A 17,803-nucleotide genomic window follows, 5' to 3' on the forward strand; every position below is an offset into this window, starting at 1 on the left:
CAGCATAACCATACGGTTCTGCTTAACGGATAAAATTCGTCTTATAATCCCGCTCCGTCTGTGGCAGTTCCACTCCGGCTGCTTTTCCTGCTGCAAAACATTTCATCATCCACGCCAGATTACGCGCAAGATTCCGCATGGTCTGCATACCTTCTTCATCCTGACAGGCTTCTCCCGGAACAGCTCCGTGCACCTGATTCCAGTAAGTAGAACCTGCTACCGGCATCTGACAGATTCCAAAATATTTATTCATGGCATCAAAAGATGCTGTGGTTCCGCCACGGCGTGCTACTGCCACAGATGCACCCGGTTTAAATGCGAATGCAGCACTTCCGCTGCTGTAAAATGCCCGGTCCAGGAAGGACATCACTCTTCCACTTGGATGTGCATAATACACCGGTGTACCAAATACAAACCCATCTGCTTCTTTTGCTTTTGCAACAAACTCATTTACTTTGTCATCTGCAAACACACAGCCGTTCTCTGTACACTGACCGCAGCCCAGACAGTCTCTGACCGGTTCCCCGCCCATCTGGAAAATTTCATACTCAATCCCTTCTTTTTCCAGCTGTCTGCCTACTTCCAGCAAAGATGCATAGGTATTTCCATTTGCTTTCGCACTTCCATTTAACATTAAAACTTTCACGTTGTATTCCTCCTCAAAAATCATAGTATCATTATTAATTATAATCTCATTTCTTACATCATACCGATAATCGGGCTGTTTTTCAACCTGTTCCTGGAAGCTGCGGTGTTTTCCATCCATGCTCATACAAAGTCAAAACCGCAACGGACCGTTCTGTCATATCATATGCCACATTGATCAGCTGATCTGCCAGCGCACATGGCTTCCGCTTTCATCCTTGATGACCAGAAGCTGGTCATCAATCTCCTGCTTCAGCTCTGTCACATGGGAAATAATACCGATCATTTTGCTGCCGCCTGCCATTTCCTGCAATACACGGACCGCCTGATTGCGGGAATGTTCATCCAGTGACCCGAATCCCTCATCGATAAACATCACATCCAGATGTATCGCTGCAGAACTCTCCTGGATCTGATCTGCCATTCCAAGTGCCAGAGACAGTGCCGCCATAAAGGATTCTCCACCGGATAAAGTACGCACTTCCCGTACTTTTCCCGTCACAGCGGAATATACCATCAGATCCAGTCCGTGATTTTTTCCCTCACCGGCCTTATCCAGATCATACATCCGCAATTCAAACTGTCCTGCCGACATTTCCAGGAAACGCCGGTTGGCGGCATACAGGATCCGTTCCAGATACTGTCGCTGTACAAAAGTCTCCAGGTCCATACGGAATCCGCTGATATTTCCGGACAACCGCTGATACAGGTCACTGATCTGCTGATGCTCCTTCAGAATCTGTGCGCGTTCTTCCATTTTCGGCATCAGACGGGCATAGCTTTCACTGTTGACACGGGCATAGGTGCCCCACTGCTCCCGCTCTTCCTGCCGGCTTTTCCACACCTGTTCTGCCTCTTGCAGGTTTTGCTGCAATACTTCCAGATCCGGTTTTCCCTGGGCTCCGATCTGTTCCTTCGCAGAAGTATAACGTCCCTGTGCCTGCGCCTGTTGCGCTTTATGAGCATCCAGTTTTTTCTGAAACAAATCCGCCTCTTCGCGTGTATACTGTTGTGTAACAGCCTGCCACTGTTCCGTGGTCAGACCAAAGGCAGCCATCCGTGCCTCATATTTTTGCCGGCACTGTAACGCCTGTTCCTTTTGCTTCGGAAGGTCTTGCCGGTAACGCTTCTGCAGTGCCTTTGCTTCATTCCGTGCTTTTCCCGCCCGCTTCGCCTCCTTGGAAGCTTCTTCATATGCACGTTCTGCCTGTTCCTTTTCTTTTTTTGCAAGGTCTAGCTCTGCCTGTGCAGCTTCTCTGGACGTATAACTCTGTTCCCTCTGCAGCTGCTTTAATACCGCACGATTGCCTTCCAGAGCAACATGAATTTCCTGTTCTTTCTGCTGTGCTGCTTTATACTGTGTTTCCAGCTTCTCTGTCTCTTCCTCTGCCTCCTGAAGATGACGCTGTGCCTGTTTCAGTTTTGCAACCTCTGCATTTACCTGTTGTTCCTGTTCTTTCAACTGCTGCATTTCATCCTGTACCACGGCTTCTGCCAGTGCCAGTTCCACTGCTTCCAGAATCTCACATCCATGCTCCTGCAAATGTCCGAACAGCCGCTCCAACGCTTCCTTCAGCTGCTTTTCTTTCTCATTTGCCAGTTCCAGTGCCGCCTCCGCGCTTGAAGCACAGCTCTCCTGCTCCTTTCTCCGTTCTTCTACGGAAACACTCATCTCATCCAGTTTTTCCCGGGTGAGTGTGCTGTGTTCTTCCGCAAGTTCACAGGGGGCCGGGTGTTCCAGGGATCCGCACACCGGACAGGGCTGTCCCGGTTTCAGCTGTTCCCTTGCGATAAGTCCTGCCTGCATATTGAAAAATATCTGGCGCATAGCTTCGTATCGTTCCTGCTCCTGCCGATATTCCAGACTCGCCTCACGGAATTTTTGTTGTGTCGTCACCACCGTTTTCTTCTGACGGTTCCATGCTTCTTCCAGATCTTTTGTATCTGCCACTTCCTGATTCAGACGCTCCACACTTTTCTGCTGACTTTCCCAGCGTGCAAGCTGTATCGGTGCAGCCTGTTTCTCCATCTCCTGCTTTTTCCAGTCTGCGATCTGTGCCGTCAGCTGTTCCTTTTGTTCCTGCACCGCCTTGGTATTCTGCTTTGCCTGATCCAGATCGTTCTGCTGCCCTTCCAGATCTTTCTGTGTATCTTTCATCTTCTGAAACTGCTTCAGAGCCTGACCAACCCGCTCAGATACCCGACTGTACACACTGTTTTTCTTTCGATTCGCTTCTCCTGCTTTTTCTTCCAGCTTTGTGCCTTCTTCAGCCCGCTGTACCAGCTCCGGCAGCCGCTCTTCCAGATTTTTCAGTTCTGTCTCTGTCTGTTCTACGGTTTTCTCATTAGTCTGAACCAGTTCAAAACAGTCAAAAATCTCCCATGCATTACGGATTGTCCGTATCTGCTGTTCCAGTCTCTGCATCTCTCCGGCGTTCTCTTTGCATTGCTGCAACACAGTTTCCGCCTCCTCAAGCTGTTGATATGCCTGCTGCAGCTGCTCTGCCCTGTTTAAACGCTCCTGCGCCTGACTGCGTGCCTGTTCTGCCGCTTCTGCGGCCTCCTGTATTCCCAGCAGTCCTGCCTGTATATACCCGCACATCTGCTGTAATTCTCCTAACAGCAGTTCCATATCCTCTGCATGAAACCGCCTGGAATCCACAACCCTGATGAGCAGTTCCTGTATTTCCTCCCTGCGCTCATATTCTTCCGGCACAGAGATATGTCCTACCTCGGTCTGACATACCGTTCGGATTTCTCCGATATCCTTCTCCTTTTCTTTGCATCTTATCCTCAGTTCTTCCACTATTTTCTGATAGGGTTCCGTATGAAACAGTTTTCGAAAAATCACTTTTTTATCATCTGATTTTGCCCGCAGCAGTTCCATAAACTCACCCTGTGCGATCATAGCCACCTGCATAAACTGCCCTTTCGTCAGTCCCAGGATTTCTACAATTTTTTCGTCCGTCTCTTTTTTGTTTCGGGAAAATTCTGTCTGATCCGGCAGGATGAGGGATACCGTCTCTTTCTCTTCTGTTGTTCCATGGCCACGCTTTACCGGCCGGATATGCCGTGGGGTACGCCGCACGGTATAAATCTGCCGGCTGATGCCATCCCCCTCAGAAAAAGTCAGTTCCACAAAAGGTGAAATCTGCGGATCTGCATACTGGCTCTGCAGCTCATTTCCATTCTTCTTATTCATTCCGGAACTTGCTTCTCCATACAACGCAAATACAATAGCATCAAAGATCGTTGTCTTACCTGCACCGGTATCACCGGTGATCAAAAACAGATTTTGCTCCGTTCGTTCAAAATCAATTGTTCCCGGAGTGACATAAGAACCAAATGCCTGCATCGTTAATTTTAATGGTTTCATTTTGTCTCTCCTTCCGTGAATACAGTATTGACAATTTCCTGCAATATGGCTTTTTCTTCATCCGGAGCATCCCCCAGAAACGAACAGCATACTTCATACGGATCCAGTTTTTCCTGAGCCCGCAATGCTCCTGCATAATCCCGCTGTAATAACGTATCTCTGCGGATTTCCAGAAGATATGGGAATGCAGCCCGCAACCGGTCCTGGGTATCAAAATCCGGTGTGTCCGTCAGTGTTACGGATACATAATCCTCACATGCCTGTGCCAGTATTTCCTCTGCGGTTCCCCGCAGCACCTTGATCTGGCGCAACGGATGCAGGGGCAGTATCCGGGTCTGCACCTCTCCTTTTTCTCCGAGTTCCACTTCGATCACACCTTTTTGCTGTCCTGCCTCACTGACAGAACACGCCAGCATTGTTCCGCAATAACGGATGCATTCACTCCCCAGTTTCATCGGCTTGTGGATATGTCCAAGTGCCGCATAATCAAATAGGTGCAAAATTTCTGCCGATACTTCATCAATATTTCCCACTGTTCGAATTTCTGAATCCATACGTTCTACTTCCTCTGCTTCTTTTCCTGCCGGAAGATAAAACTGATGACTGACCAGCACGTTCCGCTCCGCCATATTAATCTCTTCCCTTGCAAGCATCCGTCGCAACGTCTCATCATAAGACAGATTATTTCCTTTTTCATCTGTGCCGGTAATCAATTTCACCATGGATGGTTTCACAAAGGGAAGCAGGTAAAAATTCACGGAACCATATGCATCCCGCAAAACTACTTTTTCAATATACTCCTCCGGCTGAACCGGTGGCAGACCGATCATATGAAGTCTCTGTCGCGCCAGCACACTTCGATAACAGTTGACCCGGACTGCACTGTCATGATTTCCGCTGATCATCATAATCACAAGTTCCGGCAGATTCCGTGTCAGCTCCTCAATAAATCCGTCCAGCACTTCCATAGCTTCCGCTGATGGAACCGCTTTATCATAGATATCTCCCGCGATCACCAGCGCATCCGGCCGTTCCCGTATTGCTAGTTCTGCAATCTGATGAAAAATATATTCCTGATCTTCGCGCAGATCCCGATTGATCAGTTTTAATCCAATGTGAAGATCCGATAAATGAAAAAACTTCATATGCTGTCTGTTCCTTTCCTGAAATTATAACCTCATTATACCAAACATATGTTTTTCACACAATAAAAAGACGCAGGTCATATTGCTATGACCTACGCCCTTTTTCTGCTCAGTTCAAATCGAACGCACGTGAGACTTGGTGCGTGATTCTGGTCAGCGAAAGCTGACATATTCTTCTAAACCAGCCCGATCATCAAACCGATAAGGTGTACCACCAGTGCTGCCAGCCATGCAATCACACACTGCCAGATCACCACACCGATGGCCCATTTTGTTCCAAGTTCCCGCTTGATTGATGCAATGGCTGCCACACATGGTGTATACAAGAGGCTGAATACCAGTATTGAGGCTGCTGTCAGGGATGTGATCACCGTACCGATACTTCCAGCAAACAGCACTTCCAGCGTAGATACCACACTCTCTTTTGCAATAAAACCGCTGATCAGGGAAGTACAGATCCTCCAGTCGCCCATACCAAGTGGACGGAAAACCGGCACCAGCACACCGGCCACTGCTGCCAGAATACTGTCTGCGGAATCCGTTACCATATTCATATGCAGATCAAAACTCTGCAGGAACCAAACCACGATCGTTGCAATAAAAATAACCGAAAATGCACGCTGCAGGAAGTCTTTTGCTTTTTCCCACAGAAGCTGTGTCACATTTTTTGCCCCCGGCAGGCGGTAATTCGGCAGCTCCATAACAAACGGAACCGGCTCGCCTTTAAATAATGTTCCTTTATAAAGGAATGAGATCAAAATTCCGACACCGATGCCAAGCAAATATAATCCTGCCATGATAAAGCCACCGCGTTTCGGGAAAAATGCACTGACAAAGAACGAGTAAATCGGCAGCTTTGCTGTACAACTCATAAATGGAGTCAACAGAATCGTCATCTTCCGATCCCGCTCACTGGTCAGGGTTCGTGTTGCCATAACCGCTGGAACGGTACAACCAAATCCGATCAGCATTGGTACAATACTTCGACCCGAAAGTCCGATCTTGCGCAGCAATTTGTCCATGACAAAGGCCACTCTGGCAATATAACCACTATCTTCCATCAGAGACAGGAAGAAAAACAGTGTCACGATGATCGGTAAAAAGCTCAGCACACTTCCAACCCCGTTAAAAATACCGTCAATAACAAGACTGTGCATAGCTCCATTTACATGGGTTGCTGTCATCGCCGCATCCACGATATCAGCCAGCTTATCGATTCCCATCTCCAGCAGGGTCTGCAAACCTGCCCCGATCACATTGAAGGTCAGATAAAACACCAGTACCATGATTCCTACAAAACACGGGATCGCCGTGTATTTTCCTGTCAGAATCCGGTCAATCTTCTCACTCCGGATACGTTCCTTACTCTCTTTTGGTTTTACCACAGTCTGTTCACACAGACGTTCAATAAAATCAAACCGCATATCAGCAATCGCTGCACTCCGGTCAACTTCACGTTCTGTCTCCATCTGCTGCACGATATGCTCCAGCATCTCCCGCTCGTTCTGATCCAGCTTTAACTGCTCCAGGATCAGGTGATCTCCCTCAATCGCTTTGGTTGCCGCAAATCGCACCGGAATCTGTGCTGCCTGTGCATGATCTTCAATCAGATGAATCACTGCATGAATGCAACGATGCACGGATCCGTTATGATCATTTTTATCACAGAAATCCTGACGAAGCGGTCGCTCCTGATATTTTGCAATATGTAATGCATGACGGACAAGCTCGTCCACACCCTGATTTTTAGCTGCCGATATCGGAATCACCGGAACACCAAGCAGTGCTTCCATGCCGTTGACATCTATGGAGCCCTGATTTCCGATCACTTCATCCATCATATTCAGGGCAACTACCATCGGGATATCCATCTCCAGAAGCTGCATCGTCAGATACAGATTTCGCTCAATATTCGTCGCATCCAGAATATTAATGATTGCTTTTGGCTTTTCATCCAGCACAAAATTCCTGGATACGATTTCTTCACTGCTGTACGGAGACATGGAATAAATACCCGGCAGATCCGTCACATCTGTCTCCGGATGTCCTTTGATCGAACCATCCTTTCTGTCAACCGTAACACCTGGAAAATTTCCTACATGCTGATTCGATCCGGTCAGCTGATTAAACAAAGTCGTTTTTCCGCAGTTCTGATTGCCCACCAGCGCATAGGTCAGTTTTGTGCCTTCCGGCAATGGATTTTCATCTTTTTTCGAATGAAACTTTCCGGTCTCACCGATGCCCGGATGCTTTGAGCCAAGTTCCTTCACCGTTCTTTGGTGCTCATTGCTTCGTTTTCCGATCGGATCGATCTCAATCTGATCTGCTTCCTCCAGACGCAGAGTTAGTTCATATCCATGAATCTGAAGTTCCATCGGATCCCCCATTGGGGCAAGCTTTACTACCGTCACTTCTGCTCCCGGAATCATTCCCATATCTAAAAAATGCTGACGCAGGGCACCTTCTCCACCTACGGTTTTAATTACTGCACTTTTTCCAATTTTCAGTTCTCGTAATGTCATAATGTCTTGTACTTCCTCTTATGTATTTTCTATGTGTGTTTTTGAGAAACTTTTTTCATTATAACACTGTTTTTGATATTTTTTCATCAATTATTTGCAAAAAAAGAAGGAGATCCAACAATCCCACTGATACTTTTTCCTATCGTGCTAGTTTTTCTTCCTTCTTTTACATAATTTCATAATTCTCGGTCTGTTATACCGCTGCATGATAGCAAAGGACAAATCTATCATGGCTGACAGCACAGATGTGATCAGGAATACCCAGAAAGCGCCAAATGCAGGAACTGTAAGCAATGGAAGAAAACTGAATATCACAATTACTTCATGGCTTAGTTCCGCCTGACACATCGCTCCTGCAATTTCTTCCGGTGTATGTATCCTCAGATCAAAATTTTCCGGTTCATAAGTTGGCATCTTACTTTTCCACTTCTTTACATGCAGCTTCTTGTACAATTTTTCTTCCCATCTTCTCTGCTGATACCATGTTTTTGACAAATCTGCCCGATTCTGCATCACACTATTGAAAATACCTGCCACCACATAACGTATAACAAAATGATAACTGATGGTTCCCGCTGTAATAGCCAGTGACAGCATCACACTATTTTCTGTTGTCCTATATAATATTGTAAATATGATTGTCGCCAGAACGGCAACTACCATCGTGGATTTCATTGCTTTTTTCACAGTGGTAATTCCTTCAAATTTCTAGTATTTTCTGTATTCTCTTTGTAATCATCCTATCACGCTAACCGTTTCCCTGCAAGTTTTACATACCTTCCATCATCTTTTAACTCGCAGAAGTGGCGTTTAGCTGTCACGCAGCGCCGTCGTGGATGAAAAAGCCCTATCCTTCACTGTGTAAATGGGGAGGATGCAGGCAAAATGGAGCATATCCTCAGTTGAAAAATCCATATACTTCACCGTATAAATAGAGAAATCCGGCAATTTTTTCTCAGGAAGCGATTGCTAGCGACCGAGACAAAATTGCCGGATTTCTCTTTTTTCAACTACACAAGCAAGATCTACTCCTGGATATAAGCCACAGATTCCTCACTTGCACCAACTTTCAGAGCTGCAATATAGCCGGTTCTCGTACACTGGTCTACTTTTCCCGGATGGATTGCATCACCAATAACAAATACCTCTGCCTCTCCGGCAGCTTCTTTCAAGGCACTGTAATCTACAGATTTCATACCAAGTGCATACAATACAGTATCTGCCGGAAGTTCCTGTACACCATCTGCATTTTCAATCTTTACACTGTTTGGTGTAATCTCCAGACACTTTGTTTTTGGAAGCATGGTCATATCATTTTTCTCCATCTCCCATACCAGAGCCTCGCGGTACATACCAAAAGACTCATTTGCCACACGGTCAAGCATCTCTACTACAGTTACCTCATGTCCTGTTTTCTGCAGATAAAGTCCTGTCTCGCATCCAACCAGACCACCACCGATCATGACTACTTTTTTGCCCGGTTCACAGGTTCCGTCATATACAGCCATCGCCTGATGTGCATGTTCTATACCCTTGATCGGCGGGCATGCCGGAACAGAACCTGTTGCAAGGATTACTGCATCCGGTGCAAACTCTTTTACAAATTCCGGTGTCACTTCTGTATTCATAAGAATTTCCACATCATGACGTTTTACTTCGCGGATCATCATATCTTTGAAATTGCGAAGATCCGGTTTGTCGATATCCACATCTGTAAAATACAGCAATCCGCCAAGTTTATCAGATTTTTCTGCCAAAGTTACTTTATGTCCGCGTTCTGCCGCAGTGATGGCCGCCTGGATACCTGCAATACCGCCACCTACGATCAGAACCTTCTGAGAACCTTTTTCTGCTGCCGGAAGCTGCTCAATGTCAAATGGCAGATGTGCCATCGGGTTAATGGTACAGTGGCCTACATATACAGCCAGCTGTTCACTGGTAAATGGCAGATCATCATAGCCTTCCTCCGGAGATCCCGGGAAACATTTATAACATCTTAAACAACGACGGATCTGTGCTTCATCACCATTCATGCATTTCTGTGCAAAATCCGGGTCTGCCAGCATCTGACGTCCGAAAATTGCGAAATCAATCTTGCCATCTGCAATCGCCTGATCTACCTGCTCCGGGGAGTTGATACCACCGACTGCGCCTACCGGCAGAGATGTATATTTCTTAATAATAGAAGCCGGTCCGATATTCAGTCCGTGTTCATGGAACATACTGGACTCTGTGCCGGATTTTACAGATTCCTCATAAATACCACAGGTAACATGTACAGATGTAATGTACTGTTCTACCATCTGGATGAATTCTCCGGTTTCTTCCGGTGTGATTCCACCCGGCTGGTGATCGGTTCCGTCGATACGAAGTTCAAACAGGAAATCCGGGCCAACCGCTTCACGGATTGCTTTGCAGATCTGAATTGGGAATTTTGCACGGTTTTCCAGAGATCCACCGTACTCATCGGTACGTGTATTCATTAATGGGGAAAGGTACTGTGTAAAGATAAATCCATGTCCGCCATGAACGAGGATTCCGTCAAATCCGGCTTTCTGCATATAAACAGCTGCCACTGCGAAATCATTTGCAATACGATCCATATCATCCTTCGTCATTGCACGAACCGGAACACCTGCGGAGTTTACACAGTCAACCGGTCCGATCGCTTCCTGCTGATCGTTGAACGGAACTTTTTCTTTTCCACAATGAACCAGCTCAGCCAGTGCAATACAATCATGTTTTTTTATACGGTCAGCATACGTTTTTACCGCTTGGAATGTCGCCATATCTTCTTCCGGTTTTGCAAAATCAAATGGTTTGAAGCCCGGGATACGCACTGCGTCACGGAAGTTGACATCTGTCTCACCAAGAATAACACAGGCATTGCCTCCTTTTGCCGGTCCCTCCAATTTACGATAGGAAACTTCTGCTGCCATTGGATTCTGAGCTACCAGACTGAACGCCATCGGTGCGCTTACGATACGGTTTTTGTATACTTTGTTGCCGACTTTCATCGGACTTAATAAATGTGTAAATGCCATAATTTCTCCTCTTCTTAAAAATAATATCGAATTAATCCAGTTCCGGGAATTTCAGTTCTTTATATTTTGGTAATTTTGCCGCAACTTCTTCCCGTTTCTTCGGATCCATGAAAAATCCTCCCTGTGTCTCGGCGATTTCATCACAATGGACACCACGGCCTTCCTCTGTGGTACGGTCACGCTCCAGTCCGTTAGCCGCGATGACAAATTTCCATTTACCATCCGGGGTTCGCTCCAGATCTCCGCCTGCGCCACATACGGTACACTCGATCGGATATTGCAAACCTTTCCACTGCGGCTCGCCCAGACACAGTGAATTGCTGTGGCAGTTCGGACACCATCCGTAATCCGGATCTCCCAGCCATTTCCGCTCTTCCGGTTTTGTATTCAGTGCTTCCATAACATTTTTTCCAATTTCTCTTGCGCGTGCAATTTTTTCATCATACAGAAGAACCTGTCCCGGTGCCGGAACCTGCGTAGCCATGTACATATCCACGATTTTAAAGCTGTTTGTAAATGTAGTTGCCTGCATGCACTCCAGTGCCATGGACTGCCAGGAACGGGTAGAACCACCCACTGCGATCAGCGCGCCCACACGGTCTCTCGGCTCAATCGCTCCGATTTTTGTTAAAAATGCTGATTCATATGCCAGATTTCTGTGCATGAATTTCAAAAATAAGGATGACGGCATAAGATCATACGTCGGTGCCGAAAAAATAACTGCGTCCTGATTCAACATCACATCCATAATCTTCTTTTTATCATCTGCATCATCCAGGGAACATCCTGTATATTTTCCCATAGACATTCCCATGGTGCAGGATGTACATCCGTTACAGTCAATGATATTGTAATCCTTTAAATTGATCATTCTGACCTCTGCTCCCATCTCCTGACAGACAAGCAGTGCCTCTTTTAATAAAATTTCTGAATTACTGTTTTTTCTTCCTGCAGTAACTCCCATAACCTGAAAAGCCATATTGAATTTACCTCCTCTGCTTTTGTACGAAAACCAATCACTTCGGTGGGGAAACACCTGATATTTTTCGTGCATAATTTTCGTTTACACCTAACCTCTTTTGTGTTACATTGATTGTAACATGAAGATTTTCTTTTGTGAAATTCATATATTTTTGCATTATTGATAAATATTTTTTATAACTGATCACAAACATGAAATTTACGCTGATTTAACCAGATAATCACGCCATCAAAGTGGAGGTACTTATGGATCAGAAACAACTGACCTATTTTATCGCAGTAGCTAAATATCGCAATTTTTCCCGGGCTGCCCAGGATTTTTATCTGACCCAGCCTGCCATCAGCCATCAGATCAAAATGTTGGAAAAGGAATTGGATACAGAACTTTTTGTCCGAAACACAAAAAAAGTCACTCTGACAGACAGCGGGGAATTATTTCTCGAAGATGCAAAATCCATTCTCGATGCAATGGGACAGGCAAAACAAAAACTGGATCTGGCAAAAGAACAGCCTTCCGTACTGCGTATCAGCCATCTTTCTGCTCCCACCCACCAGTTTCTTCCGGAGGTAGTAAATCAGTTTCACATCCGCTATCCTCATATAAAAATCAAACTGATGCGCCAGGATGCTTTACAGATATCCGAGACAGCTGCCCGACAAGATGCGGATATCTATTATTCCATGATGCCGGATCTGCAGCAGATTTCTACTCTGGATGTCAAAAAAATCCAATCCGACGCTTTTTGTCTGGTTACTCGGAAAGATCATCCTGCGTTACAGAAAATGGTTCTGGATTATGACAAACTCTCCACGGAACCATTCCTCGTTTTTCATCCGGAACATGCCAGATACATGAACCAGCGCATCATGGAGCTGTGTGCACAGATCGGTTTCCATCCTCGTATCACAGAACAGTTTGATCTGTATGAAAATCTGCTGCAGGCAGTGGAAGCAGGCACCGGCATTTCCATTCTGCCTTATCGCAGCCGCAGCTATATGCATGCGAATAATCTGGCCTTTACTTTGCTGGATAGCAGCAATGATACACTGGATCTGGCCATTGCCTGGGAACACGAAATAAGCAATCCGGCAGTACCGCTGTTTTTAGAAGTTTTTCGGGAATATATGCGGGAGCACCCGGAACATTTTTAAACATTATATTGTGGATTCCCTTATACCCACACATAGATTTACAAATGCAACTATTTTCAAGAATGCCATCGGCATTCTTGCTGTGAGATGCACGTCATGCAATGCATGACATATTCTTCTGTGCATCTCTGCAAATCTACACACTTTTTACCGGGAGGTTTCTGACATGAATACAACACAGCAAATCTTGAATACAGCTGTTGTCGGCTGTGGAGCCATCAGCGATATTTATCTGGAAAATATGATCCATCATTTTGATAATTTAAATGTAACTGCCTGCTGTGCAAACCACTTAGAACACGCGAAAACAAAGGCAGATGCGTATGGGATCAAAGGCTGCACCTACGAAGAGATTTTAAAAGATCCTTCTATTGATATGGTCGTCATCCTGACTCCGGCACCGACACACGAAATATTGATCCGTCAGGCACTGGAAGCCGGGAAGCATGTGTATACAGAAAAAACTATGACCTTATCCGCACAGAGTGCCATGAATCTGCAATGCCTTGCAAAAAGCAAAGGGCTGTACCTTGGTTCTGCACCGGATACCTTTCTGGGAGCTGCCTTACAGACTGCACGGAAAGCCATTGATGACGGTCTGATCGGTGAAGTCACATCCTTTGACATCTGTGCCAACCGGGATCTTGATTATCTCTCCGGCGTATCACCGTTTCTATGTATGCCCGGCGGCGGTATCTGCTATGATTACAGCGTGTATCATCTGACGGCCCTGGTCAGTCTGCTGGGACCGGTGGAATCAGTATCCGCTCTGGTCCGGAATCTTGCCCCACAGCGCACAAATACCTTTCCGGACAGTCCGACCTTCGGTCAGAAGATTTCCTATCCAAATGAAAGCCAGGTATTTTCGATATTAAAAATGGAACATGAAATCACCGGAACCCTGTCCATTAACGGTGACAGTGTGATTCATGATCTGGCACATTTTATGATCTACGGAAAAAAGGGTATCCTGAAGCTGACCGATCCGAATACCTTCGGAGGCAATGTGATCTTTCTTCCTGCACAGAAAAATTTTGAAGATCATCCCGCACCTGAGATACTGAATTATGGTTTTTCTTACGAAGAAAACAGCCGTGGACTCGGACCTTCCGAAATGGCAGACGCAATTTTCACCAAACGTGAAAGCCGTACAAACGCTTCCCTGGCTATACATGTGCTGGATGTCATCGACCATATGGTGGAAAGCAGCGAAAAGGGTGCTTTTGTGCAGATTCCAACTACATGCAGGCGGCCGGAACCACTATTAAGGAGGAATTTATTTTGAAATTTGATTTAAAAAAAGATTTGAAGCGACTGCTGGTCGTATGCCTTGCCTCTGTACTGATGGCGTTAAATATCAAATCCTTTGTACGCACCGGAGGTTTGTATCCGGGCGGTGCCACAGGACTTTCCCTGTTGATCCAGCGCGGGGCACAGATGTATCTGGGACTTGCTCTGCCCTACACGGTGATCAATGTGATCTTGAATGCCATTCCTATCTACATCGGTTTCCGCTTTATCGGGAAAAAATTTACCCTGTACTCCTGTCTGTGTATTGTACTGACCAGTGTACTTACGGACCTGATTCCAGGCATTGCTATTACTTCTGATGTCCTGCTGATCAGTATTTTCGGAGGCATTATCAATGGTTTTGCTATCAGTCTCTGTCTGCTGACGGGTTCTACCACCGGAGGAACGGATTTTATCTCCATCTATCTGTCTGAGAAAAAAGGAATGGATGCCTTTAATATCATTCTCGGATTGAATGCAGTCATTCTGGTTGCCGCAGGATTTATGTTTGGATGGGACAAGGCGCTCTACTCCATCCTTTTCCAGTTTGCATCTACACAGGTGCTGCACACTCTGTACAAAAAATACCAGCAGGAGACATTTTTCATTGTCACCAATCATGGAGAACAGGTATATCAGGCTATCTCAAAAGCTACCAATCACGGTGCCACCATTCTGGATGGCGAAGGACCTTATGAGCATACAGAACGACAGGTAGTATACTCTGTCGTCTCCAGTGCAGAGAGTAAAAAAGTCCGGAAAGTAGTGAAAGAAGCTGATCCGAATGCCTTTATCAATGTAGTGAAAACAGAGCGTTTGTTTGGACATTTTTACTATAAACCAAATGATTGAGCATGTGCGCTCTCCATATCCCGGAAAGTTTTGTAAATTGAAAAAGGAAGCACCTGCCCTGTCAGCCAGTAATCGCCTGTCAGGGAAAGTGCTTCCTTTTCTTTGCATTTACAGTTCTTCTTTTTTTCTGTACTTACGGTATAAACTGACACCAATCGCAATCCCGGCTGCGGCAATGATCATCACAACATATACTGCCGGCCGCTGAATGTCATCTGTTTTGGGTGTCCGCATCATTGTCGTCGTTTTAACACCAGTCTGTGCCGGCTCCGTCACAGTTCCCGGAGTTGTCTCTGTTTTCCATTTATTATGGAAAACAATCCGGCTCTGTTTGTCGGGCTGACCGGATTTTAATGCCCACACTTCAGCTTCCAGCCCACCGCCTTCCACATTCAGAACACGTACTGTCACATCATACTCCGTGACATCATACTCAATATTCTGATCCGTACCGGCAAGCTGGCGGATATGATACTGATAATCCCCCGGTGTTGTATACAGAATGGCATCGAATGTTCCGCTCCCATCCGCTCCCATCTGTATCTGGTTCTGCTCTGGCAACGGAAGCTCGTTCCGCTCGTTTTGAGCTTCCATTACCACGGTAAAAACCGGTGTATTCTCTGTCTGTCCACTGACTGCAGTTCCTGTCAGCTGCACCGACACCGGAACGGATACCAGACAGGTTTTCTCCGCTGCCATGGCTGGCACTACTGCCAGCAGAACAAACCAGAATAGCACAACCAGCAACAGCAACAGGACACCTCGTTTTCTATTTTCACTGATTTTTTCATTCATCCTGGCATCTTTTTTCCCAAAATCACACTGCACAATCTTAGACCGGCTCATCGTCTTCTGTTTCATGTGTTTTTCACGCACCTCCTTTCCGGTCATTCGTCTTTTTGTCTATTCAGAAACCTTCTCCAATTTTCCGAATAACACCACCCTTCCGTTTGTGGCAGACTCCGCACAAGTGGACAGGGCAACAACGGAATCTTCCCCTGTCACCCGGATATCCCGATACTGCACAGCATGTTCCTTCACATAGGACAAAAGTTCCTGCATCTGCCCGGTTGTGTCCGGTTCTGCGATATAGCCATAGATTCGTCTGTCTGTGGCTTCCGCCTCCACGCAGGCAAAGATTGTAATCGACCTGGTTTCCTCCGGCAGATACAATGTGCCGGTCTCATGTGCCGTAAAGTACACCTCGTCCGTAAATTCCACCACATCGCCAAACATGGCACCATTGCTCATATGATGTCCGTAAATCAGGTTATAAGGATCTGTAAAATCCGGTTGATTGGCACTGCTCAGGAAAATAGATCCTGACAGGGCAAAGTTTCCATAAACATCTTTGTTGATATATTCCATATCATCTTTTCCCCGGACTACCGGATAATCAATGCCAGTATCGTCAATCGTCAGCCAGGCACAGACATCTGCATTGATGTTCTGCAGATCCTGTAAGGACGGATTCGCATCCTCCCCCTTTACCGGCTTCAGTTCCATCAGTTCATCATCCACGAAAGCGCCGTGGTAAATGCGCCAGGTATCCCATAGCGAATAGCCACCATATAGAAATAATACCGCCATAAGACAGCCTGTAAAAACGCTTACTACACTATTCGCTGCCCTTACCGTTTTTTCTGACATTTTCGCCCACCGGCTGCATGATATTGTTTCTTTTTTCAAGATAATTTTTTTCTGCGGAAAAACAGTGCTCCCAGGAGAGAAGCCAGACCTGCCGATAATGCATATGGTGTTATACTCAGCATTACACCGGTCGGAGAGGCAGCCACACGGCGATTGGTTACCGTTACCGCATTATCGGCTTTTGTCACAGTCTGCTGCTGCGCCGTTACTTTTGCGGCATCACTTGCTGCCTCATCTTTTGCCACTGCCTGGGAAGTACCGGTTCCTTTCGATACGGCAAAATCGGTATCATAACCTTCAGAACTGTTCAGATTCTCTGTTACCGTATAAGTAACTGTGGACGGAATACCTGTAATCTCTGCTGCTGCATCTTCATGTGACAACTGAAGGTTCACAGAACCAGATCCATTACTATCCAGCGTAATAAGTTCATTACCAAAGGTGAAGGATGTATTTGCCGGACCACTAAAATTGATCGTAAAATTAAATTTACGGTTCTTGTCACCCATATTACCTTCCACAACCTTATCCAGGCTCAGCTCATAGGTCTGATACGCATCTGTGATCTCACTATTTTTCTCTCCGTACTGTGCCTGCTTATCACCGGAAAAAGTCGGAGACACGGCCGCCTCGGTAAATACAGAAGCATCGATTTTGCAGCCGCCATTCACATTATCATTTACTACATAAACATCCAGATAACGTACATTGCCGTCTACATCCGTGATATCGGTATTTGAATTTGCACTTTCGGTCAGTACATAACGATAAATACCAGGTGCGCGGAAAGTTCCCTCCGGAAATGTAATAGCTGCTGTTTTTACTACTTCCTGCTGTGTGATCGTATCTGTATTTGTGTAAGATACATCCGAAACAATCGGTGTACCGACACCCGGCTTGACCTCCGGCGATGTGGCTGTCGCTCCAATCCCGTTCCCGGGAACAATCGTATAAGTATAGGTCACATCCGGTACACTGGCGCCTGCTGCCTTTTGCATCTCCAGCACCTTCTGGAAGCGGACAACACCATCATTGCCTCCGGTGGCTGCCATTGCCGGAACCTGAAATCCGCCAAACGCCATTACTCCTGCCATTGTCATTGCAGATACACATCCAATCATTTTATTGTTCATATTCTCTTACCTT

General features: G+C 46.1%; 13 protein-coding genes. 3 read left to right on the forward strand and 10 right to left on the reverse strand.

The features are described from left to right. Window positions 1-22: 22 nt before the first annotated feature. The 7 genes from ACIRUQ_RS10960 to ACIRUQ_RS10990 form a co-directional block, all read right to left on the reverse strand. Window positions 23-646: a flavodoxin family protein gene (locus ACIRUQ_RS10960; RefSeq protein WP_044964779.1), complete on the reverse strand. Its 624-nt coding sequence runs from the start codon at window positions 644-646 to the stop codon at window positions 23-25. Between the two features lie 177 nt (window positions 647-823). After that, window positions 824-4,021 carry an AAA family ATPase gene (locus tag ACIRUQ_RS10965; RefSeq protein WP_055290302.1) on the reverse strand — a complete coding sequence of 1,066 codons (3,198 nt, stop codon included), beginning with the start codon at window positions 4,019-4,021 and terminating at the stop codon, window positions 824-826. Next, complete coding sequence (locus tag ACIRUQ_RS10970) at window positions 4,018-5,166, reverse strand: exonuclease SbcCD subunit D (RefSeq protein WP_055290301.1); 1,149 nt, start codon at window positions 5,164-5,166, stop codon at window positions 4,018-4,020. Before ACIRUQ_RS10970 ends, ACIRUQ_RS10965 begins: the two co-directional genes overlap by 4 nt. A gap of 176 nt (window positions 5,167-5,342) precedes the next feature. Then, window positions 5,343-7,688, reverse strand: a complete 2,346-nt coding sequence (gene feoB, locus ACIRUQ_RS10975) for a ferrous iron transport protein B (protein WP_021740519.1) — start codon at window positions 7,686-7,688, stop codon at window positions 5,343-5,345. A gap of 147 nt (window positions 7,689-7,835) precedes the next feature. Beyond that, entirely contained in the window at window positions 7,836-8,375 is a 540-nt protein-coding gene (locus ACIRUQ_RS10980) for a hypothetical protein (protein WP_242853606.1), read from the reverse strand. A 338-nt stretch (window positions 8,376-8,713) separates the two neighbouring features. Further along, window positions 8,714-10,732, reverse strand: a complete 2,019-nt coding sequence (locus ACIRUQ_RS10985; protein ID WP_022035470.1) for an FAD-dependent oxidoreductase — start codon at window positions 10,730-10,732, stop codon at window positions 8,714-8,716. Window positions 10,733-10,763: 31 nt separating this feature from the next. After that, entirely contained in the window at window positions 10,764-11,711 is a 948-nt protein-coding gene (locus ACIRUQ_RS10990) for a flavodoxin family protein (protein ID WP_021740523.1), read from the reverse strand. A gap of 248 nt (window positions 11,712-11,959) precedes the next feature. Between ACIRUQ_RS10990 and ACIRUQ_RS10995 the strand changes: the two genes are divergently transcribed. The 3 genes from ACIRUQ_RS10995 (at window position 11,960) to ACIRUQ_RS11005 (ending at window position 15,007) form a co-directional block, all read left to right on the forward strand. Beyond that, window positions 11,960-12,865 (forward strand): LysR family transcriptional regulator, encoded by a 906-nt coding sequence (locus ACIRUQ_RS10995; protein WP_055290300.1) that lies wholly within the window; start codon window positions 11,960-11,962, stop codon window positions 12,863-12,865. A 166-nt stretch (window positions 12,866-13,031) separates the two neighbouring features. Beyond that, window positions 13,032-14,150 carry a Gfo/Idh/MocA family protein gene (locus ACIRUQ_RS11000; protein WP_055290299.1) on the forward strand — a complete coding sequence of 373 codons (1,119 nt, stop codon included), beginning with the start codon at window positions 13,032-13,034 and terminating at the stop codon, window positions 14,148-14,150. Further along, window positions 14,147-15,007: a YitT family protein gene (locus ACIRUQ_RS11005; RefSeq protein ID WP_021740527.1), complete on the forward strand. Its 861-nt coding sequence runs from the start codon at window positions 14,147-14,149 to the stop codon at window positions 15,005-15,007. Before ACIRUQ_RS11000 ends, ACIRUQ_RS11005 begins: the two co-directional genes overlap by 4 nt. A gap of 108 nt (window positions 15,008-15,115) precedes the next feature. Here ACIRUQ_RS11005 and ACIRUQ_RS11010 read toward each other — a convergent pair whose 3' ends face one another. From ACIRUQ_RS11010 to ACIRUQ_RS11020, 3 genes are all read right to left on the reverse strand, one after another. Then, window positions 15,116-15,868, reverse strand: a complete 753-nt coding sequence (locus tag ACIRUQ_RS11010; RefSeq protein ID WP_172679890.1) for a Spy0128 family protein — start codon at window positions 15,866-15,868, stop codon at window positions 15,116-15,118. A gap of 42 nt (window positions 15,869-15,910) precedes the next feature. Further along, window positions 15,911-16,597: a class B sortase gene (srtB, locus tag ACIRUQ_RS11015; protein WP_404856490.1), complete on the reverse strand. Its 687-nt coding sequence runs from the start codon at window positions 16,595-16,597 to the stop codon at window positions 15,911-15,913. Between the two features lie 95 nt (window positions 16,598-16,692). Continuing rightward, window positions 16,693-17,790 (reverse strand): Spy0128 family protein, encoded by a 1,098-nt coding sequence (locus ACIRUQ_RS11020; protein ID WP_055290296.1) that lies wholly within the window; start codon window positions 17,788-17,790, stop codon window positions 16,693-16,695. Window positions 17,791-17,803: the final 13 nt, after the last annotated feature.

It is taken from the genome of Eubacterium ramulus (assembly GCF_045002895.1).
Classification (GTDB): Bacteria; Bacillota; Clostridia; order Lachnospirales; family Lachnospiraceae; genus Eubacterium_I; species Eubacterium_I ramulus.